At 48.0% G+C, this 25,686-nt stretch carries 21 protein-coding genes; 8 read left to right on the top strand and 13 right to left on the bottom strand.

All coding sequences use genetic code 11. The annotated features are described in order from the left end of the window. Nucleotides 1-69: 69 nt before the first annotated feature. The 5 genes from MHI43_RS05480 (at nucleotide 70) to MHI43_RS05460 (ending at nucleotide 6,499) form a co-directional block, all read left to right on the top strand. Nucleotides 70-1,092, top strand: a complete 1,023-nt coding sequence (locus tag MHI43_RS05480; protein WP_012819234.1) for an ABC transporter substrate-binding protein — start codon at nucleotides 70-72, stop codon at nucleotides 1,090-1,092. Nucleotides 1,093-1,114: 22 nt separating this feature from the next. Next, nucleotides 1,115-2,224: an ABC transporter ATP-binding protein gene (locus MHI43_RS05475; RefSeq protein ID WP_012819233.1), complete on the top strand. Its 1,110-nt coding sequence runs from the start codon at nucleotides 1,115-1,117 to the stop codon at nucleotides 2,222-2,224. Then, nucleotides 2,221-3,876, top strand: a complete 1,656-nt coding sequence (locus MHI43_RS05470; protein WP_009592251.1) for an iron ABC transporter permease — start codon at nucleotides 2,221-2,223, stop codon at nucleotides 3,874-3,876. Before MHI43_RS05475 ends, MHI43_RS05470 begins: the two co-directional genes overlap by 4 nt. A 141-nt stretch (nucleotides 3,877-4,017) precedes the next feature. Further along, nucleotides 4,018-5,718: a sensor histidine kinase gene (locus tag MHI43_RS05465; protein WP_036661748.1), complete on the top strand. Its 1,701-nt coding sequence runs from the start codon at nucleotides 4,018-4,020 to the stop codon at nucleotides 5,716-5,718. Continuing rightward, nucleotides 5,711-6,499, top strand: a complete 789-nt coding sequence (locus MHI43_RS05460; protein ID WP_036661749.1) for a response regulator — start codon at nucleotides 5,711-5,713, stop codon at nucleotides 6,497-6,499. Before MHI43_RS05465 ends, MHI43_RS05460 begins: the two co-directional genes overlap by 8 nt. Nucleotides 6,500-6,590: 91 nt before the next feature. On the opposite strand, the gene MHI43_RS05455 is transcribed toward MHI43_RS05460, so the two are convergent. The 12 genes from MHI43_RS05455 to MHI43_RS05400 form a co-directional block, all read right to left on the bottom strand. After that, nucleotides 6,591-7,151, bottom strand: a complete 561-nt coding sequence (locus MHI43_RS05455) for a hypothetical protein (RefSeq protein WP_036661751.1) — start codon at nucleotides 7,149-7,151, stop codon at nucleotides 6,591-6,593. Between the two features lie 37 nt (nucleotides 7,152-7,188). Further along, nucleotides 7,189-8,046: a hypothetical protein gene (locus MHI43_RS05450; RefSeq protein WP_036661752.1), complete on the bottom strand. Its 858-nt coding sequence runs from the start codon at nucleotides 8,044-8,046 to the stop codon at nucleotides 7,189-7,191. A 642-nt stretch (nucleotides 8,047-8,688) separates the two neighbouring features. Beyond that, on the bottom strand, nucleotides 8,689-9,096 hold the full coding sequence (locus MHI43_RS05445; RefSeq protein WP_012819228.1) for a contact-dependent growth inhibition system immunity protein: 408 nt from the start codon (nucleotides 9,094-9,096) through the stop codon (nucleotides 8,689-8,691). After that, the gene (locus MHI43_RS05440) at nucleotides 9,097-10,140 is read right to left on the bottom strand and encodes a WXG100 family type VII secretion target (RefSeq protein WP_012819227.1); all 1,044 of its coding nucleotides are present in this window, start codon (nucleotides 10,138-10,140) and stop codon (nucleotides 9,097-9,099) included. It abuts the gene before it with no gap. A 161-nt stretch (nucleotides 10,141-10,301) separates the two neighbouring features. After that, nucleotides 10,302-12,380 (bottom strand): ATP-binding protein, encoded by a 2,079-nt coding sequence (locus tag MHI43_RS05435; protein WP_012819226.1) that lies wholly within the window; start codon nucleotides 12,378-12,380, stop codon nucleotides 10,302-10,304. A 175-nt stretch (nucleotides 12,381-12,555) separates the two neighbouring features. After that, on the bottom strand, nucleotides 12,556-15,900 hold the full coding sequence (locus tag MHI43_RS05430; protein ID WP_036661753.1) for an S-layer homology domain-containing protein: 3,345 nt from the start codon (nucleotides 15,898-15,900) through the stop codon (nucleotides 12,556-12,558). Between the two features lie 642 nt (nucleotides 15,901-16,542). Next, nucleotides 16,543-16,932: a hypothetical protein gene (locus tag MHI43_RS05425; protein ID WP_341283236.1), complete on the bottom strand. Its 390-nt coding sequence runs from the start codon at nucleotides 16,930-16,932 to the stop codon at nucleotides 16,543-16,545. Between the two features lie 510 nt (nucleotides 16,933-17,442). Then, nucleotides 17,443-17,880, bottom strand: coding sequence for a hypothetical protein (locus MHI43_RS05420; RefSeq protein ID WP_036661757.1), 438 nt, complete (start codon nucleotides 17,878-17,880; stop codon nucleotides 17,443-17,445). Between the two features lie 443 nt (nucleotides 17,881-18,323). Next, a complete protein-coding gene (locus MHI43_RS05415) occupies nucleotides 18,324-19,052 on the bottom strand; it encodes a hypothetical protein (protein WP_036661760.1) in 729 nt (242 codons plus the stop codon). Continuing rightward, complete coding sequence (locus MHI43_RS05410; protein ID WP_235201726.1) at nucleotides 19,049-19,939, bottom strand: hypothetical protein; 891 nt, start codon at nucleotides 19,937-19,939, stop codon at nucleotides 19,049-19,051. Before MHI43_RS05410 ends, MHI43_RS05415 begins: the two co-directional genes overlap by 4 nt. Nucleotides 19,940-19,973: 34 nt before the next feature. Further along, nucleotides 19,974-20,165, bottom strand: a complete 192-nt coding sequence (locus tag MHI43_RS05405; RefSeq protein WP_051425321.1) for a WXG100 family type VII secretion target — start codon at nucleotides 20,163-20,165, stop codon at nucleotides 19,974-19,976. Between the two features lie 284 nt (nucleotides 20,166-20,449). Continuing rightward, nucleotides 20,450-20,968: a DUF4241 domain-containing protein gene (locus MHI43_RS05400; RefSeq protein WP_036661763.1), complete on the bottom strand. Its 519-nt coding sequence runs from the start codon at nucleotides 20,966-20,968 to the stop codon at nucleotides 20,450-20,452. Nucleotides 20,969-21,197: 229 nt separating this feature from the next. Here MHI43_RS05400 and guaD point away from each other — a divergent pair, with 229 nt between their 5' ends. Together guaD and MHI43_RS05390 are read left to right on the top strand one after the other, a co-directional pair. Further along, on the top strand, nucleotides 21,198-22,562 hold the full coding sequence (gene guaD / locus MHI43_RS05395) for a guanine deaminase (RefSeq protein WP_036661767.1): 1,365 nt from the start codon (nucleotides 21,198-21,200) through the stop codon (nucleotides 22,560-22,562). A gap of 56 nt (nucleotides 22,563-22,618) precedes the next feature. Further along, nucleotides 22,619-23,971, top strand: a complete 1,353-nt coding sequence (locus tag MHI43_RS05390; RefSeq protein ID WP_036661993.1) for a solute carrier family 23 protein — start codon at nucleotides 22,619-22,621, stop codon at nucleotides 23,969-23,971. A 149-nt stretch (nucleotides 23,972-24,120) separates the two neighbouring features. Here MHI43_RS05390 and MHI43_RS05385 read toward each other — a convergent pair whose 3' ends face one another. Further along, nucleotides 24,121-24,546: a DUF6157 family protein gene (locus MHI43_RS05385; RefSeq protein WP_036661769.1), complete on the bottom strand. Its 426-nt coding sequence runs from the start codon at nucleotides 24,544-24,546 to the stop codon at nucleotides 24,121-24,123. A gap of 244 nt (nucleotides 24,547-24,790) precedes the next feature. Between MHI43_RS05385 and MHI43_RS05380 the strand changes: the two genes are divergently transcribed. Beyond that, nucleotides 24,791-25,660 (top strand): AraC family transcriptional regulator, encoded by an 870-nt coding sequence (locus MHI43_RS05380; protein WP_036661771.1) that lies wholly within the window; start codon nucleotides 24,791-24,793, stop codon nucleotides 25,658-25,660. Nucleotides 25,661-25,686 lie beyond the last annotated feature (26 nt).

The raw sequence follows: 25,686 nt of genomic DNA, 5'->3' as shown, positions 1-25,686 counted from the left end.
AAACGGTACCAAGCTTGCTACAATGAACGTGCAATTACGAAACGAACATTTGCTCAAGGGGGATTATTCATGAAAAAGCTGTCGATTTTACTGTTAACCTGCGTGCTCATTATAGGAGCGCTGAGCGGTTGTGCAAGCAGCGAGTCCGATTCGGGTTCGTCGAATAAGCTCGTGATCTACAGTCCGAACAGCGAGGAGATCATCAAAACCATCATTCCGATGTTCGAGAAGCAGACCGGTATCACGGTTGAGCTTGTAACGGCTGGCACCGGAGAAATTATTAAGCGCTTACAGTCCGAGAAGCAGAACCCATACGCTGACGTGATGTTCGGCGGTTCCATGGCCGGCTTCCGCGAAAACGAAGCTTTATACGAGCCTTACGTATCGCCTGAAGACAAGAATTTAATGGAAGGACACCGCAATACGTCGGGCTTCGCTACCCCTTATATCTCGGATGGCAGCGTGCTGCTCGTGAACAAAAACCTGATCGGCGATATCAAAATCGAAGGTTATGCGGATTTGCTGAACCCGCAGCTTAAAGGGAAAATTGCTTCCGCCGACCCGGCAAGCTCCAGCTCCGCTTTCGCACAGTTAACGAACATGCTGAAAGCCATGGGCGGCGATTATGAGAGTGAGCAGGGCTGGAATTACGTCGGTCAACTGATCGAGAACCTGGACGGCAAAATCGCCAGCGGTTCCGGCGCCGTTCACAAAAGCGTGGCGGACGGAGAATACGTAGTCGGCCTTACTTACGAAGACCCTTCCAGCACTTATGTAAAGAACGGCGCACCGGTAGAAATCGTGTATCCGAAAGAAGGCGCCGTATTCCTGGATGCGGGATCCGCCATCATCAAAGATGCGCCGCATATGGACAACGCCAAGAAATTCATCGACTTCATCCTGTCCCAAGAAGCGCAGGATGCGTTCGGCACGCAATTAACGAACCGCCCGCTTCGCCAGGATACCAAGCTTGGCGACCACATGAAGCCTTATGAAGAGATCCACATGATCGATGAAGACACGGACTATGTCAGCGCGCATAAATCCGAGATCGTTGAGCGTTATGTCGATTTGTTCACTAGCGTTAAATAAACTATAGAATCAGGTGACAACCATGAGCGTAACCATAACCATTCAAGACTTAATCAAAAAATACGGCGACACAACCGTCATTCCCGAGCTGTCCCTGGAGATCAAGAAGGGTGAATTCTTCACCCTTCTCGGGCCCTCCGGGTGCGGCAAGACGACACTGCTGCGCATGATTGCCGGCTTCAACAGCATTGAAGGCGGAACCATACATTTTAACGAGCGCGTCATTAACCAGGTGGAACCGGGCAAGCGGAATATCGGGATGGTTTTTCAGAGCTATGCGATCTTCCCTCACCTAACCGTCAAAGGAAACATCGCGTTCGGGCTGGAGAATCGGAAATTATCGAAGGCAGAGATTAACGCCAAGGTTGATGACATCCTTAAGGTCGTTCAGATCGAGCCCTATAAAGACCGCATGCCAAAGAACCTGTCCGGCGGCCAGCAGCAGCGCGTTGCGCTAGCCAGAGCCATCGTCATCCGGCCGGACGTCCTGCTGATGGATGAGCCTCTGTCCAATCTGGATGCCAAGCTTCGGGTCGACATGCGTAACGCGATTAAAGACATTCAGCGGGAAGTCGGAATTACCACCGTCTACGTCACGCATGATCAGGAGGAAGCCATGGCGGTTTCCGACCGCATCGCGGTCATGAAATCCGGGGTGATTCAGCATCTGGGAACGCCGCAGGAGATTTACCAGCGTCCTGCAAACGTATTCGTTGCAACCTTTATCGGTCGGACCAACATTCTTGATGGCAATATAACGAAATCCGGAGGCAGCTATGCCCTGCAATTCGGCTCCGGCTATTCGGAAGAGATGACGAACATCGAGGTGCCGAAGTTAGATGCCAAGGCTGATACGCTAAACGTTCAAATCTCGGTTCGGCCGGAAGAGTTCATACTGACCGAGGACCAGACCGGCATGAAAGCAACGATCGTACACAGCGTATTTTTGGGGCAGAACACCCATTATTTTGTGGATTTGGCATCCGGTCAACGCGTGGAGATCACGCAGGAATCGAAAACGTCACAGATCCTCGAGCCGGGTCAAGACATCTATCTCAAGGTGAAAAAAGATAAAATTAATGTCTATGATGCATCCGGCGAACTGAACTATACAAGGGGCGCCCGGCTATGAGAGAGACTCGCAAACGATTTGATGTCTGGACCAACATTTCGTTACTGATCTTTGTGTTCTATATTCTGTTTCTGGCCCTGCCATTGTTTACGATGCTGTTCAAGAGTGTGTACAATGGCACGACAGGCGATTTTTCCCTTGCCTATTTCACGAAGTTTTTCAGTAAGCCCTACTATTTGAATGCCCTGTTCAACAGCGTTAAGGTGACCGTCAGCGTAACCTTGCTTGCGGCCATTATTGCAACGCCACTAGCCTACATCATGGCGACGGTGAAGATAAAGGGCAGCTCGGCCATTCGCGTACTGATTCTGATCTCGTCGATGTCGGCTCCGTTCATTGGCGCTTACTCCTGGATCCTGCTGCTCGGAAGAAGCGGCGTCATTACGAAATTCGTCAGCAGCACATTCGGCATCACGATGCCGGATATCTATGGATTTACGGGGATCTTAGTCGTCTTGACCTTGCAGATGGTCCCTCTGATTTTCATGTATGTATCAGGCGCACTTAAGAATATGGACCAATCGCTGATGGAAGCTGCCGAGAGCATGGGCTATACAGGCTTAGCCAAAATGCGCAAAGTGCTCCTTCCGCTCATTACGCCTACCTTGCTGGCGGGCGGCCTGCTCGTCTTCATGCGCGCGCTTGCCGATTTTGGTACGCCGATGCTGATCGGCGAGGGATATAAGACCGTGCCCGTGCTGATCTTTAACGAGTTCATCAGTGAGGTCGGCGGCGATGACGGCTTTGCGGCGGCGATTAGCGTCATTGTCGTTCTGTTCGCCACCACGATATTCCTGCTGCAAAAATTCGTAGCCAATCGCAAATCCTTTACGATGAGCGCACTGCATCCGATCGAAGCCAAGAAGAAGAAGGGCATCGGCAATATCGCGGCTCATGCGGTTATCTATCTGTATACGTTAATCGCGCTGCTGCCGCAGCTCTATGTCATCTATACTTCGTTCCTGAAATCCAACGGCAGAATTTTCGTGGAAGGGTTCTCGCTCCAAAGCTACCGTGATGCCTTCAGTAATATTGGCGGCGTCATTCTGAACACGTTCTTCCTGGCTATCGTGTCGCTGGTCGTCATCATTCTGTTAGCGATACTGATTGCTTACGTAACCGTTCGAAGAAAGAATGCATTGACGAATACGCTGGATATCTTCACCATGTTCCCGTATATCGTTCCTGGCTCCATACTGGGGATCGCCCTATTGATCACGTTCAACAATAAACCGCTGGCGTTAAGCGGGACGGCCGTCATTATGATCATTTCGTTTGTCATCCGGCGCCTGCCCTATACGATACGATCCAGCGCAGCCATCCTGCATCAGATTAACGACGGGATCGAAGAAGCGGCGATCAGCCTGGGCGCTTCCCAGATGAAGACGTTCTTCAGGATTACGCTTCCGATGATGCTGGCAGGCGTCGTCTCCGGCGCGATCCTGAGCTGGATTACCATCATTACCGAATTAAGCACTTCGATCATTCTGTATACAGGCAAAACCAAGACCGTCACGGTCGCCATCTATACCGAGGTCATTCGCGGAAACTACGGCGTGGCGGCAGCACTCTCCACGATTCTTACCGTCATTACGGTCGTGTCGCTGCTCGTCTTCCTGAAGCTATCCGGACAAAAGGAAGTTTCCATGTAAATGTAATGTCATCATATCGTAGACCTACATCCAAGCCGGCGCCTGCAGCATGAAGGGCCGCTTGGATGTATTTGGATTATCTGCGGTTAACCGCGAGTCGGTATAATAGGATCGAGGTTCTTATCGCAGATGGAGGGCAGCATGAAACCAACACCTTATCGTAATTTCAAGGAATCCACCCGTCATTTGTTTCGCGTCTATGCGATGATCCCCTTCTCCATCTTAATCGTATTGTTCTTGGCGTTCACGATTATGAACGGCCGTTTGAACTTAACCCAAAAAACGACCGAAGCCGCCCAGTCCATCAGCCAGTCCATATCCGGCGTATATCGGCAGTATGAGGAGGAGATTCAGCGGATGGCCGAATCTCCAACCGTAATCAACTATGTAAGCTCCCATCTGGGCAGCGAACAAGTATATTCCGAGTTCTATGATTTCAACAACCGGCAGAAGATCAAGAGTATTTTTCATATCGTCAATACGGATGGCGTCTTCCTCGCCAGTTCCGCCCCGGCGGATTCGCTGTATTCCAACTTTGCCTTCGGCAATCTCATTCACCGGATTGAACAGCGGCCCGGCGACACGCTAACCGAAATGAACAGCTTCCGCTATTCGCATGACCGCGATACGAGCTACACGTTCGGCAAAGCCATCGTGAAGGACCAGCAGACGATAGGTTATATCATCTATCAACTGTACGAATCGGACATTCAGAAGGTGATTTTCGAGCAGAATAATGAAATCGCCCTGATCACCGATGAACACAACACCATTATTGCCACGACAAGCAATGTGACCAAAGGCGTGCTTAATAAATTCAACCCAAAGGTCGATAACAAGGGACATGTTCTGCTGAACGGGGGCAAGTACTACAAATATTCCAAACGAATTCCTGGCACGCCGATTCAAGTCATTACGCTGAATTCCTACAAATCGGAGCAATACACCTATTATACAGTTTCTTTCTTTGTTCTTGCAGCCAGCCTGCTGCTATGGGTCTTGATCCAGTTCCTGGCGAACAAAATGTCGGCGCGCAATTCCGAATCGATCGATAAACTCATACACGCTTTGGCCCAGCTGCGCGAAGGGAACTTTAACGGTTATGTCGACATTCAGACGAATGACGAGTTTCAAATACTCGGCAATGAGTACAACGTGATGCTGGATCGGCTGAAGGAATTGATCGAGAAAAATAAAGAGCTGTCGGAGCTCCGCACGATTATCGAGGTGAAGCAGCTGCAATCGCAGTTCCATCCGCATTTTATTTTTAATGTGCTCGAAACGCTGCGCTATGCCATTAAGATTGACGCGAATCAAGCCCAGGAGATCGTGCTGATCCTATCCCGTTTGCTTCGTTACAGCATCGGACATGACCGCAGCGTCCAGTTGAAGAATGACATGAATTATGTCCAGGATTACCTGAAGCTGCAGCAAATCCGGTTCAATGACCGGCTGGACTATCGGATTACCGTTGCGGAGGAAACGCTGGATGTATACGTCCCCAAGCTTCTGCTGCAGCCGATTATCGAAAACGCTATCAAATATGGGTATGAGAATCAAAGTGATGTGCTGATCGAGATTAACATCTACACCTCCGCCGGCAAGCTCATTCTCGAGGTTCGCGACAACGGGCAAGGCATGAGTAAAGAGAGACTGCAGGAAGTGAACCAGATACTGCAAAGCCAGACAAACACGACGCAGCATATCGGGCTGTACAACGTTCATCGCCGTTTGGTGCTTCTATATGGCGAAGCGTCCGGCATCCAGATTGACAGCACCCCAGGAAAAGGCACCTGTGTCGTCCTTACGATTCCTTACGAATGGAGTGAATATCATGTTTAAAGTACTGCTGGTCGAAGATGAGGAAATGATTCGCCGGGGCATCCGGTTCAGCATCGATTGGGTTCAATACGATTGCATCGTCATTGAAGAAGGACTGAACGGACAGGACGGCTACGAGAAGATCTGCGAGCTGAAGCCGGATATCGTCATAACCGACATCACCATGCCGATTATGGACGGCATCTCGATGATTCGGGAAGGACTGCGGCAGCATACCTTCAGCAGCATCATTATCTCCGGTTATAATGAATTCCACCTGGCGCAGCAGGCACTTCAGCTAGGGGTCACCGAATTCCTGGTGAAGCCCTTAGAGGATGATCAGCTGGTAGCGGCACTCGAATCAGCCAAAGCCAAAGTGGATTTAATCCGCAAATATGAAGTAATTTCGAATCATCCGCAGGAAAAAGAAGAGATTTTGAACAGCAAATTTCTGGAGAAGGAAACCAAAACCTCGAAATACGTGTCCAAAATGATCGCCTATGTTCAGGAGAACTATGCCAAGAAGATCAGCATTCATGACCTCGTGGAAGAGCTCGGCTTAAGCGCTTATTACCTGAACCAGAAATTCAAGGCAGAGACAAGCTATACCTTCAATGAATTTCTTAACCGTTACCGTATCCAGAAATCGATCGAGTTACTGAAGTCAGGCGACAACAAGGTCTATACCATCGCGCAGGATATCGGATTCAGTGATTACAAGTATTTTATCAGCATCTTCAAGAAGTACGCCCACGTCACGCCGAGCCAGTATCAGGAATATTTCGAGGAGAAGAATGGATAGAACGGGGAATCTAGTTACTAGAGGTACTCTATCGTACTTATATTTGCACACACACCCCTGCTAGGCATGAGCAGGGGTGTAGAATCTTTATCTATGATTCCTGTCGTTCATACAGCCGGTACATGGATAGCTCACTACTCATCGCCACCGCTTGCGCAAAGGCTTCCCTCACGTCCCGTCCTTGCTGAACGATCTCATAGAACAGCCGGAGAACGAACATCAGCGCATCGTTGCCGTCCGGATAGTCATCCGGCCCGATATACATCCTGCAGCCCCGATCCAGGAAAGCGTCGGCCAGGGCTGGATCCCCCAGCGAGCAGCCGTTCGCGATGACCGTCTTCCCGTCCAGCCTCGCATATCGCATAATCTCGCTTGGCCCGAAGCCGCCCCTCGGCTCATCCTCATCGTATACCTCTTCGCCAAGCTCCGGCATGATCATGCTGCCCTCATCCCCGTGAAAGTTCAACAACATCATATCGGTGCCTTCATATAGATCATCGCCTGACAAGACGGAGATCAGATCATTCGGCCTCCCGATCCAGTATGTAAAGACGCGCACCCCGAAATACTCCAGAGCCGCCCTTACGGCTTGGCTCTCCATATCGCAATCCGGTCCGACGACCAGAGCGACCTGCATAACCGGCTTACTCACTACTAAATCCCTCCTGACAATGACTTCGATAAGGAGCTCATACTTTTCTCCATATCATCCACCATTGTTTATCATACGAATCGACTTCGATCTCTTCCAGACCTAGATTCGCTTCGCTGATCCAACTTCTAGCCAGTTGTATATAGTCGTTGTGAAATTCGGAGGAATAACCCATTTCATCATATCCGGCATAGGTAATGTTATCGAATATCATGTATCCTCCGCTTTTTAACTGCTTACAGCTTGTGTCTATGATTTGGATAAACGCCTGATACGCTGCATCTTTTAGCGTACCTTTGCGGTGATAATCCATCACCGCTTGCAGCATGAGAGGTTCGATCGTCCACCAATCTTGATTTACTGTATCAATGCCCTCACGTTCAGCAATAATGGTCTGGATGATATCGTTAATAGCGTGGTGATAAGCGACAACGTCAAAAGAGGACTCCGGATAATATAAACCGATATTGGCGGCATCGTCCTCGACAACCCGTATGCTGACGTCCATTCCTTTCGTTTTCTCCTGGAAATTTCGTGTCAGGTCCCTATTGAGGTTGGCCGTCACGTATGACCCCGCTTCATGAGAATAGGCGTCTAATGCCTTGGGAATGTAAATGACATCGCCTGCACCGACTTCCAAAAGACTTAAAGCACGGGGCACATTCAGCTCCGTGAAGAGATTCTGCCAGGATGCTGAATAATACAGTTGAAGATATTCGAATACTCTCTCCTTGGATATATCTATTGGTACTGCTAATATGTCTTTCAATTTGTTTTCCAATTGGACTGCGTTCATCTGTTCCAATTCCGAAATCATGTCCTGCGAAAAGTCACGTTGTAGGATATCGTTAAACACGCCGGCACTCGTTTTCTCTGCTAGCGTCTGCATATTCATCAGCGTATCCCTCTCTTCTTATGGTTTCTAGAGTATATTCGAATATATGATGTTTTTTCCTCTTTTTATCGGCACAAACGCAGTTCTTAATTGGCATCGACAGCAAGCATAAAACTTCTCATGTTTTGCATCGGTTACTCTTCGAGGACCAGGCACAGCTCTATCAGCTGCCTAATAAAGGATAGTCCACGCAAAAAGACGTGATGGGAAGGATCGCCGTGCGGTCATTTCCATGTCACGTCTTTTTTGGGGGAGACCTGTTCATTCTCAAATAAGCGCTCAACTATTTCCTTTACCCCTGATAACTCGAGGCAACTTCCGAGATAAAATAGAACCAAATATGTATCTTGTCTCCTTTTTTCAGGGCTTCAATCTAGTTACCTTACAATCTTTTTCAACTTCAAGAAAGTCTACCAAAACAAAAAAATGAACGATACAGGGAGCAGTCTTGGATTTTCACTTGGTAAAAATGTTGCCTGTGTTGTCATCCATTTCGGGATTATCACGACGATTACCAAATTGATCAGATTAAAATAAAGAATGTGTTATCATTTTTACTAACTTACAAAAAAAAAGCTTATTCCTAACTCATCGTCAAGTTGGAATAAGCTTTTTGAACTTTCACGTATTTCTCAAGTTTTATTACAGATTAATCTTATTCAAAAAATTGGTTAACAACTCATTGAACTCTATCTGATCCTCTTCACTACTCCAATCTAAATTAGAAAGATTGTTATTAATCTTCTGTAGAAGAAGTTTAAGCTGGGACAAATCTTTAAAGTCATCTAAATCGACAGCACTAAGTAACTCCAGCAATTGACCATCATAAAATACGCCAGCAATCGGATCCTCCGATAAGATTTCCATCGCTTTTTTTATGCCAAGGTCAATAAATACATTCTGAGTTAACATCCTCGATACATCTTCCAAATCAATCTCGTCCGCTGTTTTATTAATTAGTCTAGCATACCATGTATCCAATGCATACTCAGGTTCAGCATTCTGATTGTTTTGATTCAATGAATAAATCTCTTTAATGGTTTGACTCATTTATTTCAATCCTCCAAACGGTTCAAATAAATCCTCAATTTTTCTCAGATTTAAGTTTGCTTTGTTTAAAGCATCTTGCAGTGTTTTTCTAGTGGAGTCTGATAAATTCGGGTTTTGTAAAGACCCTTCAAGCCCGCGTTTTATTTTACTAAGACCCTTATAAGAATCTTGCATTTCCTGAAGATGGTTCCAATACCCTCCGTCTCTTTTGGGAACAGGATTCCCTTGCAAATCTCTTAAGGTTCCCGAAAAGTCCATTTCAGTAAGATGCTTATCAACTATGTTATCTAAAGTTTCAAGGTTTCTATTTTGAGCCCTTGATAGCTCTTCCACAATAGGAGCCTTCGGTGTCCCCTCAACCTTCCCCCCATCCCCACCCGAATCATGCTTCAGGTGCGGGTGGGTCTTCACGCCGATCCGGCGGGTGGCCAAGCCAGCCAGGATCATGGCAGCCTGCTGCCCCATATAATTGGACGCGCCGCCCGAATCCTCGATGTCTGAGGCAAATTTCTCCCGGGTATCGGCATCAAAAATCATTTTGCCTCCCCAAACCGCCGTGTCGATGATCTCTTCCGCCGTCCCGATAGTTGCATTATAGGCCATGTCCTTGGCAGTGCCAAGCGGGTCTTCCACCAAGGATGTAGCCGTATCCTTTACCGAATTTGCCACGGATTTCGCCCCGGTCTGCAGCCCCTGCCAGAAGTCCCCCGCATGGTCCCAGAACGTTTTGGGCTCGTTCGCAGCGCCCGCTGCCGATGCCGCAATCATGATATCTTCACGCATATCCGCTGAGATGAACCGGAAAGCAATGGCCTTCAATTCCTGGCCGATGATCCGTAAATGCTCAATCGTTTTATTCATTTCGCCATGAGCACGCTGAAAATCTTCGAAAAACCTCGAACGTGTCGTTCCTTCCCACGAAGACATCATATACGTAATCTGCTGGTCCAGCCGATTCTTGGTCGTTTCCAGTTCTTCCGCTGCCCTGGCTGCTTCCTCCGATACCCGAATCAGTACCTCGGGCGGGACAAGTATTCTAGGCATTTGCATCCTCTCCAACGTTTCATTGGACCTTATTGTATCTATCTTCTAGGATATGGAAAAGGTTCCAGAGTCCTTCATATTGAAGGCATGGGAGTATGCCAGTTGGATGGAGCCAAGCCTTCATGCTCTCATATGGTACAGAAGCCCCAGTATATGCGTGCTCAGAATCCGGACCTCATCAAATCGCTTAGCACAAAAGCCAGATGTTTTTCGGCCAAACGCATATGGCGGTAAAAGGTGGCTCTGCTCATATGGAAGGATGCTGCGAGCTGGCTTTTGTTCCGGTCCTTGCGCAGATAACTTGCGATGAGAATTTCCTTCTCCAACAGCGTCAAAGGTTCCATCGGACGTCCGTCGGCCAGAATCCCTTGAATGATGTCCCTCACCTGCATCCCGTCTAAACCCAAACGCCGAATTACAGGGAGTTCCTCCAGCTTGTCCGGGTCGAACAGCCGTTCCAGCATTTGCTTCATTACGCTTCTATCAATAGCCAGGGGATACTCATCCTCCCGCTGATATGCCGGTTGTCCTGCTGCTGTCTCCGTTTGCCGGATGATCCGCTGAATCCACTGATCAAAGCTCGTTTGCCTAAAATCTAGCTCCCATGTCGTCAATTCGATGCCCGCATATCCCGTCGCTTTCCCGCACGCTTTGAATCCCAGGATCGACAATAAGGAATTCAACTGCGGATCCCCCGCCGCCAAAATCCCCCGCAGACCACCGGTCATGCGAACCAGCCATTGCTGCATCAGCAAAGCTCCCAGCTCTTCGGGACGATACAGGGACTGTTCGGCATTTACCGCAGATAACAGCACAAATATCGTATCGGCCGCCTCCGGAGGAAGCCGATGCAGCGAGGAAGCCTCCTCTCCCAGCATCCCCCTGCACCCAGGCGCATATCGTTCCAACAAGGGCATACTTAAGGCATGCAGCCATACGCCTGCGCAAAACGCCAGCGGCATCCCTTTTTCGTCCCGCACGATAAAGATTCCCTCAGGAAAATGAGCTGCAATCTCCTCCAGCAAAATCGGGTAATCGGCAGAGTCGACCAGTTCAGACTGCCAGTCGGAACCCCGAATAGACGCCTTCAAAAAACGCTGCAAATACGGCATATCCTCCTGCCGGAACGGCTTCTGTTCGCCTGGTTTCAGGCTTGACGAGAAATTGGCATATGCATGGGCCGAGGGCAAAAATTCGCGGTACAGCTCCAAGATGTGGGCGCTCAGACGCATCTGCATCCGTTGATCGACCGAATGGAATCGTTCCGCCAGCAGAACGAACGCCTGATGGCGAACCGCTTCGAATTGTGCGGGGTTTCTGCGCGCAAAGTCATCCCGTAACATCCGAGCAACGACCTGGTGCAGCGTTATCCCATCCGCCGTATTCCGTACGAACGAAAGTGCCCTCAGATGGTAATAGTCCGTCCCTTCCAAGGGTGTATCCAACATCCGGTTCAGCATGTTCTCGTCGGCTGCAGGCAGAAGCGATAAAACCGTCAGCCCGCGGTACACGCCAGGAGAAGCCGCTTCCCGTAAAAATTCGGCGCTCAATACAGCCGGAACCTCTCGCCATACATCCCACTGCGCCACAGACTCGGAAAGCAGCATATCCACGGTCAAGGCAAGCGACAACGGATGGCCTTCCGTCTTCTCGGCAATAGCCCTTTGCCATTCCGCAGACAAGCCGCTGCCTTCTAAATAATCGTAGACCTCTTCTCGCGTAAACAGCCGCAAAGGGAACCTTTGGATTTGGGACTTCCATTCCGGATTCGTCTGCCACTTGAGCGGCAGTCCATTGCGCGAGGCACATACGATCAACACGCGGGCGGACTTCAACTCAGGAAGAAAGCTGGAGAACAGCCACCCTTCCAGCTTTTCGATCTCCTCGCCATTGTCTATGAACAACACGGTACGCTGCAGCTGAAGCTCGTTAACGATGTATGGCAGCAGCGCGGATTCCGGAGCCCTGGTTCTGCCGTATTCCGTTGCAAGACTCATCTCCAGACTCGCCAAAAAAGCGCCCGACGTCGTTAAGCCTCCTTGCCCGTCCAGCCAAAGGGAACGCACGGAGGACTGCCTTGCCATTCGGGCCATTTGCAGCAGCAGCGTTGTTTTGCCAATGCCGCCAATTCCAGATATTGAAAAAATGGATGTCTGCGCCCGGGGATCCGCCAGCCAATCCGTGAAACTCATCATTTCCCGATCCAAACCGATGATGCGATGTTTTGCAATCTTCTCCATTCGTTACATCCTCACTCCATCCGCTTTTCGCCCGTTGAATCTTACAACTAGTAAACCTGCTATTTTTTTATACTATACTATGTTACGAGTCTACGAATAGGCTCCCTTACGGAATAAACGCAAAAAAACGCGCACATTCTCGGTTGGAATGTGCGCGCCAGCTATTCGGCTGCAATCAGTTCATGAAATTCAAGTAGAGCAGCATTCGGTTTAAGAGAACGGTGCTTTGGGCGCGCGTGGCAAACGCCTGCGGAGCGAACGCAGCCTTCCCGACCCCTTCGATCATGCCCGCGGCCAACAGGTCGGCAGCCGATCTCTTGGCCCACTCGGATACCTGGGCATGGTCCGAGAAGCGTTCCAACGCAGAGGCATCCTGCGACGGAAGCTCACCGGCATATCGGATGGCTCTGCCCAGCATCACCGCCACCTGCTCTCTCGTGACCACAGCGTCCGGTCGGAACGAACCGTCGGCGTAGCCTTCAATCAAACCAGCCGCGGATGCGGCCCCTATCGCACCGGCATACCAAACTTCGTTCGGCCCCACGTCCGAATAGGAAGCTAGCTGCGGTTTCTCGGCCAGTCCGAGCGCACGCACGAGCATCGCGACGAACTCGGCGCGGGTCACCGTACGGTTAGGATCAAACGTGCCGTCAGCCGATCCGTTCACGATCAGCTTGTTCGCCATCCGCTCGATGTCGCTTTGCGCCCAATGTCCCTGGATATCCCCGAAGGTTCGGTTGGAGCGAACCGCGGTGAACACGCCGTTATAAACGTCATAAAAAGTCGCTGTCTCTCCTTCAAAAACGGAAGGGACGAAGCGCGGCTTCCCTGCGCCATCCACCCGCACGACGGTGGAATGGTCGGGTTCTGTCGCACCGTCCATTAAGAATGTGCGCTCCAAATACGTACCTTCCGCTTCGATTTTTACATTGCCGTCGCTGTATAGCTCAAAAATCGTCGGCCTAGCCAGCATGTCATAACCTTGACGGGTCAATTCCTCTTCCAGCTCACGGCTTGCAGAATCCGTCATTCTCGCAATGACAACCGTTACGGTCGCTCGGTTCGGGAGGTCGCTTAGCACGTGCAGCGGAACGCTGTAGCTTGCCCCGTTCACCCCAATCCGAATGGCTGCATTCGGCTTCGCCGCAAGGAGAACCTGCAGCGCTTCAGCCGGAAGATCGACCTTCACCACCGGATCCTCATTGTCGATGTCGATGACGATATCCTCCCCGCCAGCGGCCCATGACCGAACCAGATCGGAGTCCGGTATCAGTCTCAGAACGGTGCGCCCGTCATGCTCCTGCTCTTTTTTGGCGGTTACCCGAACTTGTTTGCCGTTGATCGTTACGATCTTTCTTGGGTCCGGCGCAGGGGAAGGGGCAGGAACCGGAACCCAGCTATAGGATGGGGATTCCGGTTCTGGGGTATAGGCAGCTCTCAGATCGATGCGCCCTACGTCGACCGTCTCCCCAGCTAAGACATTTACGGTTGTCGCATAATCGTTATACGTCGCTGCTGTCACTGTGAGTTCATGGCGGCCTGCCGCTACGTTATTCAGCGCAAATCTCCCCTCGGCGTCGGTCATATCCTTCATTCCGCCCACCGATACCGCTGCACCGGCCAGCGGTGTATTCCCTGTACCGTAGACTGCGCCGGTCACCGTCCCCGTATCCGTTGGAGCCGGATGTACCGTCACTGCTGCGGTGGCCGTGAACCCGCCGTCGATTGTCGTCACCGTAACGACCGCCGTACCTTCAGCGACCGGCGTCACCTCACCGCTCTGATCCACCTGGGCGACGCTTGAATCGCTGGAACTCCAGGATACCGCCTGATTCGTCGCATTCGCCGGCAAAAGGACGGATGTCAGCTTCTGTGAAGCACCTCCTGCCGTAAGGGTCAGAGTCGTCTGATCCAGACTCACCCCCGTAACGGGGATTGTGTTACGAATATGGCTCGCTTCCACTTGGATAACGCTCCACGCTTGGATGCGCTGCTGTGCATCCAGTTCAAATACCTGGAGATATTGACCCGGGATTGGATCCACAATGTCCGTACCTAACGAATACAAGGCTGCTTCGCCAGGCAGAGCATCTCCCAATAGGGGACGCTCACCGGCATCTGGCCCGAGCAAATAAGCAAACGTATGCCCCGAATTACCCGGAACCGCCGTCACGCTCGTCGAACCGTTCGCGCTGCCTGGACGAATAGCAAGCCCGTCGATGTCCGGTGCCGGTTCATCCACATACAGAGTTAAGACTGCGCTAACGGTGTTCTGGCCCGCATCGGTCACAGAAACTGTAACCGGGAACGTACCGCTCACCGTAGGTCTGCCTTTGAGCATGCCGTGATCCGTCAACGCTAGGCCGTCAGGAAGTCCGGAGGCGTTCCAAGTCAAGCCCCCCCTTGCGCCGTCGAAAGCTTCAAGGACCAAGGAATAAGGGGTGTCCTTGTCCGCCCGCGGTAAATCGGTTGACAAAATGTCCGGACGAAAATAAGGATATCCGCCATTAATACCGGCATCGACGGTCCAGATATCGGTGAAATCCCAGCCTTGGTAATTGGATGCTTCCCTCATTTCGTTGGTCGTAAGGCCCGTGAGATGAGGTGAGACTATGATATCCCCAACCCCCACGCCAATGGTTTGGCCCGATGCTGTGTTATTGTAATATGAGGCGTCGATGGATGAATACGTCACGATTCCGATAAAACCGCCCACCGTGTAATAGGTGACGCTTCCGGATTGCATGATTGCAGTTGAAGAATAACTATTGGTGATCGTTCCGTATATCATTTGTCCGGCCAATCCGCCCCCAAAGAAAAAGTGATCGCCACCCGAATTGGTCACCGTTCCTGTGGCATAAGAGTCACTAATGGAGCCTGCACCTTGGGAACCGACAAGCCCTCCGGCATACTGATTAGAAGCATCGCCGCTCTTTACGGCAGTAGATGAAGATGAGCGAAGAATGGTCGAATCGCCATTGGCCGCCCCGGCCAAGCCGCCTGCTACGCTCACGCCTCCGTAACCAGTAATATTCCCGCTCGCAATAGAGCCCTGCGAATGCGAGTTGATGATGCTACCGCCCAACAGATGGCCCACCAATCCGCCGGCATAGCTGCCGCCGTTGACTTGAGCTGAAATGCCCAGGTTACGGATGGTCCCCGATACGCGGCCGAAAAAACCGACATACTGCCGAGACCCTCCCTCGATGGTGAGACCTTCAATCCAGTGCCCCCTTCCGTCAAAAATACCGCTGAAGACGGTCGCTTCATCGGCTATGGGCACCCAATCGTATCCGGTCATATCGATGTCGCCGGTCAATCGGATATTCCGATCCAGGTAAGACGCTTGATTCCGATTGATATAAGCCAGTTCTTCTGCGGTCCCGACCCACACCCAACCGTCCGCTTCAACCGGAACCGAGTTGTTACCAGCCCGGACCACCGGCTGAGCGGAAGCCAAGGGAGCAAGCACCATCGAAAAAATGAGCGTTACTGCCAGCATAATGGACATTTTTTTCATAAACAGGTTTCTCCTTTGCATCAGTACAATCATCGATGAGTCATAGAAACACGACGTGATCTGATAAATTTCAACATCTTCAATTAAGTGTAATATAACAATGGAACAGAGACTGTCTCAATTTTGTTTCAAGTTCATAGAGAGACTGTCATAACGAAAAACCGAGCGAATACAGGGAACGGCCCTGAGTTTTCGCTCGGCTATTTTTGCTTATACGGAATTCATCAAATAATATACCGTGTTAAAAACGGAAATCGTCCTAGAGGCTGCTTAACTTCTCTGGATTCGCGACGGTATAGATCTCCTGTATGGTGTGAGCCGGTTTCACTCCATCCTTGCACAGGTCGAATTACCCTAAAACAAAAGCTTTTGTCGGACTCCAGCATGAAAAAAAAGAGCCTCTAAAAGGCTCGTTAAATCATCCATTATCAGATTTATCTTTCTATTCTTTTAGATGATATCTTATTATGAATATTCCAAGAACTAATGCTAATATAGGGACTAATGTAAGCCAGTAATGTCTAGTATTCGCAACTAGAATTATCCCTAAAATACAAAGCACCAAATAAACAACGTCCGATATAAGCCGTCTTCTCAAATATGTAGTTCTGGATGAGTTTTTCATGACGAAGACCCTCTCTTTTAACCTAGAATAATTACATTATAAATGGCATCATCTATCATTTGATCATACGTACGACCATCTCCACCATCATGCACTTGTTTTGGCACCCCGTTTACTTTCGCCTCTAAAATATATTGTTCACTCTTGAAAAATATTAGCTCACTCACTTTATTTTTTAATAGTTGAATATTCTCGCTATTTAATAGTTGAGGATTCAACACCGATATAAAATTCAACAACTTGTTTGCATTTATTATTACTTCCTCCACAAAAGAAACTGTTCTGATTATACTTCCGTTCCACTGTGAATATTTAAATTCCTTGTATGGTTTATCAATAAATAGATCTATTATTGATTCTCGATCAACATCCTCTACCAGGCTCACACTCAGCTCTTTTTCATGCAAAATAAATTCAAGCCATAGGTTTGCACTATCCGGAATTCGATACGCAACGTAATTATGCTCTTTTATTTTTTTGGCTATCGTTAATAAGTCAACAAATCATCGAACAAGCCTTTCCTCGCCAAAAGGACAATCATCAAAGAATAACCCGTATTTATTGCCGTTAAAATTTAGTTCAATGATCCCTTCAATATCTTGTTTTTTCTGGTCAAATTGTTAAGCTGACATTTGTTTAATATCATCAAAATTATCATATGCTTTAAAAGAAATAGCAAACATGTGCGGTCACCCCTAATCGCGTACTCTAATCCATATGTTAGATTGTTTCATGTAATACACGTAAGAAAGATTGTTCCTTGCACATTTTTAAGTTGGAGTAAGCCTTTGGAAGTTTATCAAGCGTATCCATTTTTCTATCCCCAAACTCCATTTTAAACATCAAAAAACATTTGTTACTGTTGGATTAATGGTCACAATAGATTTCCTTGCTAAGAAGCAAATATATAAGTTACTCTAATTTTGCCTTTTAGACCAGTAACCTTCGATTTCATTAATCGCATTTATTGCACCTGCTCTGATGCTACTGTTTTTATGTGCTAAATACTTGGTTAGATAGGGTAAATACTCCTTTTTGAAAGTAAAGCTTAGTATCGTCAATGCGGAATGGAGACACTCCTCAGGCAGACGTTCAAGATTGTCAGCTAAAATATCGAAATTTGTCCCCTCAATGTTTTTATAAGTTGCTGCGGATAGTACTGTACTAAATATTTCTTCCTTCATATCTAAACTCTCTTCTTTAATACCGAAATGGAGTAATACTGTAACTATATCATTGAAATTTTCAATTGAATTGTTATAGGATTCGAAAATATCACAAAAGTGGCTTAATATCTCTGTTTTTTCCTCGGTGGTCGATCCAGAGAGTGTTGCCTTTAGTTCTTCTATATTCAATTATTTCACCTCATTCAATATTATGGAGTAAAGGGAATATGCGTATCATTAGCAATTGACTCATCATAATGAGGACTGTTTTCTCTTAGGACATTCTCTTTATGAAAGTTCCCTTCCGAATCCATTGTCCATTTCCATTTTGGGTTGACTTGCTTAACTTCTACTCTACTCAGGTATGGAGCAGGAAGCGGTCAAAATTTTTTAAAATTCCCCCCACATGGATCAAACAAGATAAAATACACTCCCATAGATTGCACGTGCAAAAAGACTTATTCCTAACCATTTTGCGGCGCAAGAAAAGCGAAAATAAAAAAAACAGGTCACATCATTAACCTGTTTTATGTAAGTCTATTGCGTAAATTTTGATAGTGATGAAGTAAAGCGGTTCATTCAGTACTGGACAGCCAACCAAACTTTACCAAGGGGTAATCGTTTTTTCAAGCTCACATATAGTCTACTACATTTATTATAGTGTCTCTTAGAGCAATATAATTCGGTTCATCATAAGGCAATGCTTGTTCGTAAATTTCCATAAAAGCATTTTTCAATTCCGATTCCTCAGCCAAATCATCGTCCATTTTCTCAAGCAATTCAAAAAAATTGCAAAGTTTTATACATAAGTCTGCGTTAACAGCTTCATTTTCAACTACTTGGTGCATGCCATCTGGTAGTAGATGTTTACTAGCATTATATATTACAATCCCCAACATCTCATTATTCTGTAGAACAACCGAAAAGTCTGAGGTCAATTTTATTTCAATGGATTGGCTTGTTCCGTTCCATTTATCTGAATATGACAGTAATATATCATCTTCAAAATAGTACTCGGCAAAATCCGATAACTTACAATTAAAATTCCTCTTCTCACTTATTTTGATGTTCCCAACCTTCTCTTCAACCAAGTTTATATCCATTCCACCTTTTTTTACTGCTATCGGCTCATTTAAATTTATTACTGCTCCTCTAAAATCCAAGTCCTCCTCATTAAATAATATAGTATCCGCATCAGACCACAACCAATTAAAGCTACCATAGCTTGTATTTTTTAGTTCTTCAATTTCATTGTAATTCTTCTCCTTACCAATCCATACAATTTGACTCGTCAGGTACCATCTAACCTCTGTATTACTTAAAGACTGTTTAACATCAATATTAATTTTCATATTTTTCATGGTAATATTTGATTAGCAGGGGGCAAAGTCCCTCCACCAGGAGTTGGGATGGTTCCATTTACAATTGCCTCATTTGTGACGGGCATTCCTGGTTCTGTGGCTTTACCACCAAAAATTGCAGCACCACTTTCTCCTCTTGCTCCATCCGGTCCATAACTGGTAATTGTATTTCCTTTGGAACTCCCTTTGCTTTCTACTATTACCACATTTCCTCCCTTCCTATAGATATAGTTCTGTGAATTATTACCTGCTACATAAACCGCATCAGGATTAGATAGTATTTCTAACTCCTTTTCTTTTCCGAGTCGGCCATGATAGTTACTTGCGTATTTAATTTTTCCTTCTTTGGCTTTCTTGCTAATATCATTTGCTGATTTTGCAAGTTTTTCAAAACCTTTTGGTATACCGCCATTCCCCGCCCCCTCAACCTTCCCCCCATCCCCACCCGAATCATGCTTCAGGTGCGGGTGGGTCTTCACGCCGATCCGGCGTGTGGCCAAGCCGGCCAGGATCATGGCAGCCTGCTGCCCCATATAATTGGACGCGCCACCCGACGCCTCGACGTCTGCCGCAAATTTCTCCCGGGTATCGGCATCAAAGATCATTTTGCCTCCCCAAACCGCCGTGTCGATGATCTCTTCCGCCGTCCCGATAGTTGCATTATAGGCCATGTCCTTGGCAGTGCCAAGCGGGTCTTCCACCAAGGATGTAGCCGTATCCTTTACCGAATTTGCTACGGATTTCGCCCCGGTCTGCAGCCCCTGCCAGAAGTCCCCCGCATGGTCCCAGAACGTTTTGGGCTCGTTCGCAGCGCTCGCTGCCGATGCCGCAATCATGATATCTTCACGCATATCCGCTGAGATGAACCGGTAAGCAATGGCCTTCAATTCCTGGCCGATGATCCGTAGATGCTCAATCGTTTTATTTCAATTCGCCATGGGCACGCTGAAAATCTTCGAAAAACCGCGATCGGGTCGTTCCTTCCCACGATGACATCATATACGTAATCTGCTGGTCCAGCCGATTCTTGGTCGTTTCCAGTTCTTCCGCTGCCCTGGCGGCTTCCTCCGATACCCGCATCAGTACCTCGGGCGGGACAAGTATTCTAGGCATTCGCATCCTCTCCAACGTTTCATTGGACCTTATTGTATCCATCTTCTAGGATATGGAAATGGTTCCAGAGTCCTTCATATTGAAAGTATTGGAGTATGCCAGTTGGATGAAGCGAAGCCTTCATGCTTCCATATGGTACAGAAGCCCCAATATGCCTCTATTCTCTCTAGTATAGTGACAGGCTTGGTTGGCATCATGGTGTATCCCTAATAAAACAGCCATAAAAGGGTTACCTTCTATGACTGTTTATACTTGCTCTTATTCATTTTTCCGTTAGCGCTCGACTACTTCTTAATAAACACAATTTTCACGCCAACCACCTGATCCTGCTCATTCACGGCCTTATACACGCCGTATGCACCATCACCGATGCCGGTACGAGATACGACGCCCCCATCCAGGACACCCGCTTCTTCCCCGCTCTCGGTGATGTCGCAGCAGGCATAATACCATTCCGTATCCGTGGTGTCGGAGCTATCCGATGCTGAATTCGCATCCGGAATTCGGTACTTTTGAATATCAAAAATCCCCGCCTGCCCGCTATCCACTCCAGCCACAAAAGGACACTTGATCCACTCCAGGAATGCCCCTTGTTCTGCTACCGAGTGATGGTAAGCCGTCAGCTTGGCGTTGGCTTCGCCCCAGTCCGGGATCTCCACCTTCTCCACTTCCCCTACCCACGTTCCATTTAATACGGCTTCCAACACGCCCATGATAATAATGTTCGTATCCAATTCATAACAAGGATCGGCCACAACCAATTGTCCGGAATTCACTTCAAAATGGCCCAGTTGAATGTTCAATGAAGATACCTCCAATAACAGCGTATGATGGTTCTATTTTAACACGTACAAATAATCAGACTCCATTTTCAACCTAGCCCCTCATGATTCCACAACGACTTCTCCTCAAACATAGCAGTCACCCGATTTTACCCACTCCCATCTATTCGTCTTTAAACTATGGACATCTCTTTTTTAACGGACTATAATGACAAAAGCGCTCCAAAAAACGAACATTAAGGCGGTAAAAATGAGTAAATATATGTTATTATTTCAAGGGACTTCTTTTTCAAGCAAATCCCCCAAAGAAATTCAAGTATTGAGAGACTATCTTTACTGCGTCAACACGGACGGCATGATTGAGCGAGTCGTGGCACCGGAAGATGCCGACTATCAATCCTTGCTGGATACGTATCAAGGCACGGACAGCTTTCACCGACTAGAGGAAGGGCAGTATTTCCTGCCTGGCTTTGTCGATTTGCATGTTCACGCCCCGCAATGGGCTCAATCCGGAACCGCATTGGACATTCCACTCTATGATTGGCTGAATACCTATACGTTCCCGCTGGAATCCAAATTCTCCGATCTGGAGTTTGCGCAAAAGGTTTACGACGATGTGGTAAGCACCCTGCTGGCCAACGGAACAACGACAGCCCTTTATTTTGCCACGGTGCATAAAGAAGCCAGTTTGTTGTTAGCCCAAATCTGTGCGAGCAAGGGCCAGCGCGGACTTGTCGGAAAGGTCGTCATGGACGACCCCGAGCAGAATCCGGATTACTACCGCGATGCGGACACATCCACGGCACTGGCGGATACGGAGGAATTTATTATCGCTGTACAGGAACTCGCCAAAACCACAAAACAAGGCGTGTATCCCGTCGTCACCCCACGCTTCATTCCAAGCTGTACGGATGAGGGGCTGAAGGGTCTAGGCGAGCTGGCAGCCAAATACGACACGTATGTGCAGTCCCACTGCAGCGAAAGCGATTGGGCGCACGGGTATGTAAAAGATCGTTTCCAGAAAAATGATGCGTTTGCCCTGCATGATTTTGGCCTGCTGCGCGATAAATCGGTCATGGCTCATTGTAATTTCCTTGATGATCAGGATGCCGAATTGTTCGCTGACACCGGCACCGCGATCGCGCACTGCCCGATATCCAACGCGTATTTCGCCAATAGCGTCATCCCGGTTGCCCGCTTCCATGCCAAAAATGTCGAAATCGGTTTAGGCTCGGATCTATCCGGCGGCTTCTCACCCAGTCTCTTCGATAATATAAGACAAGCCGTAATGTCCTCGAGAATGCTGGAAGATGGCGTGAACACCTCCCTTCCTGCGGAAGCTCGCGGCGTACCCGAGTCGAGGATTACGGTCCATGAGGCATTCTATCTGGCTACGGCCGGGGGCGGTGAAAGTTTGAGCCTGCCGATCGGTCGCATTCAAGAAAACTACGCATGGGATGTGCAGGTGATCGATACGAGACTTCCATCCGCGAAGCTGCCGATTTTTGACGAGTTTGAAGACATACAAGATATTTTTCAGAAAATCATGTATCTGGCACGGCCTGAGCATATCCGCGAGGTGTGGGTGCAAGGGGAAAAGGTTCATACGCGTTAAGAGAATAGAGGTTGTTCAAAACGCAATTCATCCTAACATTCGAGGTGTCCAACGGAGTGAAAACACAAGCAGAAGAGCTAAATGACACGCAAACAAAAACACAGCATTTAACGGTTCCGCCCGACGGCAAAATATCTTTCGGAAAATCCGCCATTCTCGGTTTACAGCATGTCGTCGCGATGGATGTCTATGTTGTCCCTTTCCTGATTGCCATGCTAATCGGCTTAGCGCCCAATCAGTCCAGCGCATTGATTCAATCCACGTTTATTGCGGCCGGGCTTGCCACGATCGTACAAACGTATTTCTGTATGAAGCTGCCGATGGCGCAGGGTCCTTCCTATGTTCCACTCGGCGCGATTGTCGCCATTTATGCCGCCAGCGGCGGCGGAGAGATGGGTTGGAGTTCCGTGCTGGGCGCGAGTTTAATTGGCGCGATCCTCGTGATTATTTTGGGGTATACAGGAATCTTCAATAAAATCGTTACTTCCTTCATCCCGCCTATTGTCGGGGGCACGATCATCTTCATCGTCGGTCTGTCGTTATTGCCGGTTGCCATCCGAGACAATATCTATGGCGCCACGGACGCTACCATCAATCAGAACGTGCTGCTGGCTCTGATCTCAGCGGCTGCGCTTATTCTGTTCGTGATCCTGGGTTCTTTGTTCCGCACGAGAGGCGCGATATTCCGCGTTACGTCTGTGATGGTCGCATTAATTATCGGGTGTATCTCGGCCAACTTTATGGGTGTGCTGGATTTCAGCGCTGTCGCAAACGCCAAGTGGTTCAGCATGCCGCAGATTCCGTTTAAGGATTTTGGCTTCTCCTTCGACTTCTCGGCGATCATCACCATGATCATTATTTATCTCGTCCTGCTGGCAGAAACGACGGGGACATGGTTTGCCATCAGCAATGTCATTGATAAACCGTTAACGGATAAGAACATTAACCGTGGGGTTGTTGGTGAAGGGATTAGCTGCCTGATTGCTTCGGGGCTCGGCTCCACGCCGGTTACCGGCTATTCCACGAATGCAGGCATCATCTCCATCACGGGTGTGGCCAGTCGTCGAGTCTTCCTGGCGGTAGGCGGATGGTTTGTCCTCTTCGGTTGCTCCGGCAAATTGGCCGCGCTGATCTCCTCGATCCCAACCGCGGTCATCGGCGGCGTATTCGCCATCGTCTGCGGCATCATCTCGATTAACGGGATCCAGGTCATGAAGAACGAAAAGATCGGAGAAAAAGAAATGTACATTATCGCCATCCCGATGATTTTGACGTTGGCGTTAGTGCTCATTCCTAAAGACTTCTTGTACACGCTGCCTACGTTCGTGCAGTATTTGCTGGGCTCGCCGATTCTGGCTGCTTCGCTTGCAGCGATCTTGTTGAATAAATTGCTGCCGAGTGCGAAGTAGGTTGTAGAGCGAGGCAATTGGAGTTATATGTAAGGTTTACGGAGCTGCCCCTAGAGAGACTACGTTTGTCGTAGGCTTTGGGGGTGGTTTTTTGTATATGGGGGACACTGATCAAATCAAACATGTGTTTACTGAACCTGTGATTGCACTCATCTCCTTTTGTTTCTCATCGCGGCTAACAGCTTCACATTCCCATAGGCTCCTTCCACGAAGCGCCGATAATCAGGGGATTCCACCGGAACGATCGCGATTTGCCCCTTTGCATTGAAATGAATACCCCACCCGTATTTCTTCGGGAGCATCGATGCTCTCAAGCATGGTTGCGGCTTCATATAAAACTCGTCTCGAATCTGGTTCCCTCTCTCGGCTAACTCTGCCTCCGGAATATTTTTGTGCCGGATATGCACTTCGTACAAGAGCTCCTCCTGGGTATAGCCATACGGATGATTCGTGATTAACTCAAACTCGATGCCCGGCTTGGTTTTTCCGTCTTTCTTGTCTGGCGGCTTCGTTCCAGTCTCAACGGGGCAATCTGCGGCAACGGTAATAAACGTATCATAGTAATTCCAATCCATTTTCGTTCCTCCTAATCCAATATATAGCACCGCTCATAACACATCGTCTTATTTATAACCAATTATAACCCCTTATCCCTGACAGAATCGGTCAGTCATTCTGACCGTTTTCCCCCCCTAATTCTATACAAATAATGAGGAGCCTTTGTTTAACAATTCGCGGATTGCGAATTGCCTTCTAAGCGGTATAACGCGTGTGGTATACTTAGCACAAAAAATTAGAGCGGTGACGGAGGGAGTTAGTATGAACCATCATAGGATAATAGAACAAGCATTGATTCATATCGAGGAGAATTTAGAACAGCCTTTATCCGTGTCATCCGTTGCTCTTACTTTCAATATGTCTAAATATTATTTTCATAGGCTTTTCTCTGCCATGATGAGCTGTTCGTTAAATCAGTACATCCTATCTAGAAGATTGAATGCCGCTTTACCACTCATTTATAACAACAACTTGTCGCTAACCGATATTGCTTATCAGTTAGCCTTTGGTACGCAAGCCTCATTCACCCGGTCATTCAAACAACATTACGGCGTAGCTCCAAGTTCGCTAAGAGCAGGGTTCAATAAAATCTCTCCGACTCCAATACCTACTGTGGTTAAAAGACCATTTAAAAATATGAATGGTGATGTCGTCACGGATTTCACACTGACAGAGTTCAAAGAGACCCGAATAAGCGGGATTGCCTTTGAAGTAGACCTAGCCACTGATGATTACAAGAAGAAGATTCACTCTCATTCCAAAATGCTGTTGAATCATATTGATGACAACATAAATGGTTCTTGTTTTGTCATTTATTCAAACTGTCAACCCAATTCAACCCGGTTCAAAGTTCTGTTCGGAATCCCAAGTGACATTCAAATTCATAAACCCTTTTATTTCACGGTTGATGTACCGACTATTTTTTGTGCGAGGTTCAACTATTTTGGCGACTTGCTTGATATTGGAGAAGTGCTCAAAACAGACTATGCAAGATTCTTAAAGATTTCCAAGCAAGAGTCTGATCAATCGGATATTGAGCTTATCCAGGTTTTTAATGACGTCCACAATCTGGATTCAACCTACCATATCTATGCACCAATCAAGAAACTCCCTGACGATCTGGAAATTTAATGTGTTGCACCGAGGAGCCAAACCGT

The sequence above is a fragment of the Paenibacillus sp. FSL H8-0457 genome, from assembly GCF_038051935.1.
Classification (GTDB): domain Bacteria; phylum Bacillota; class Bacilli; order Paenibacillales; family Paenibacillaceae; genus Paenibacillus_AQ; species Paenibacillus_AQ lautus_A.
The sequence above is the reverse complement of the archived record's forward strand: the minus strand, read 5'-3'. Positions and strand labels throughout refer to the sequence as shown.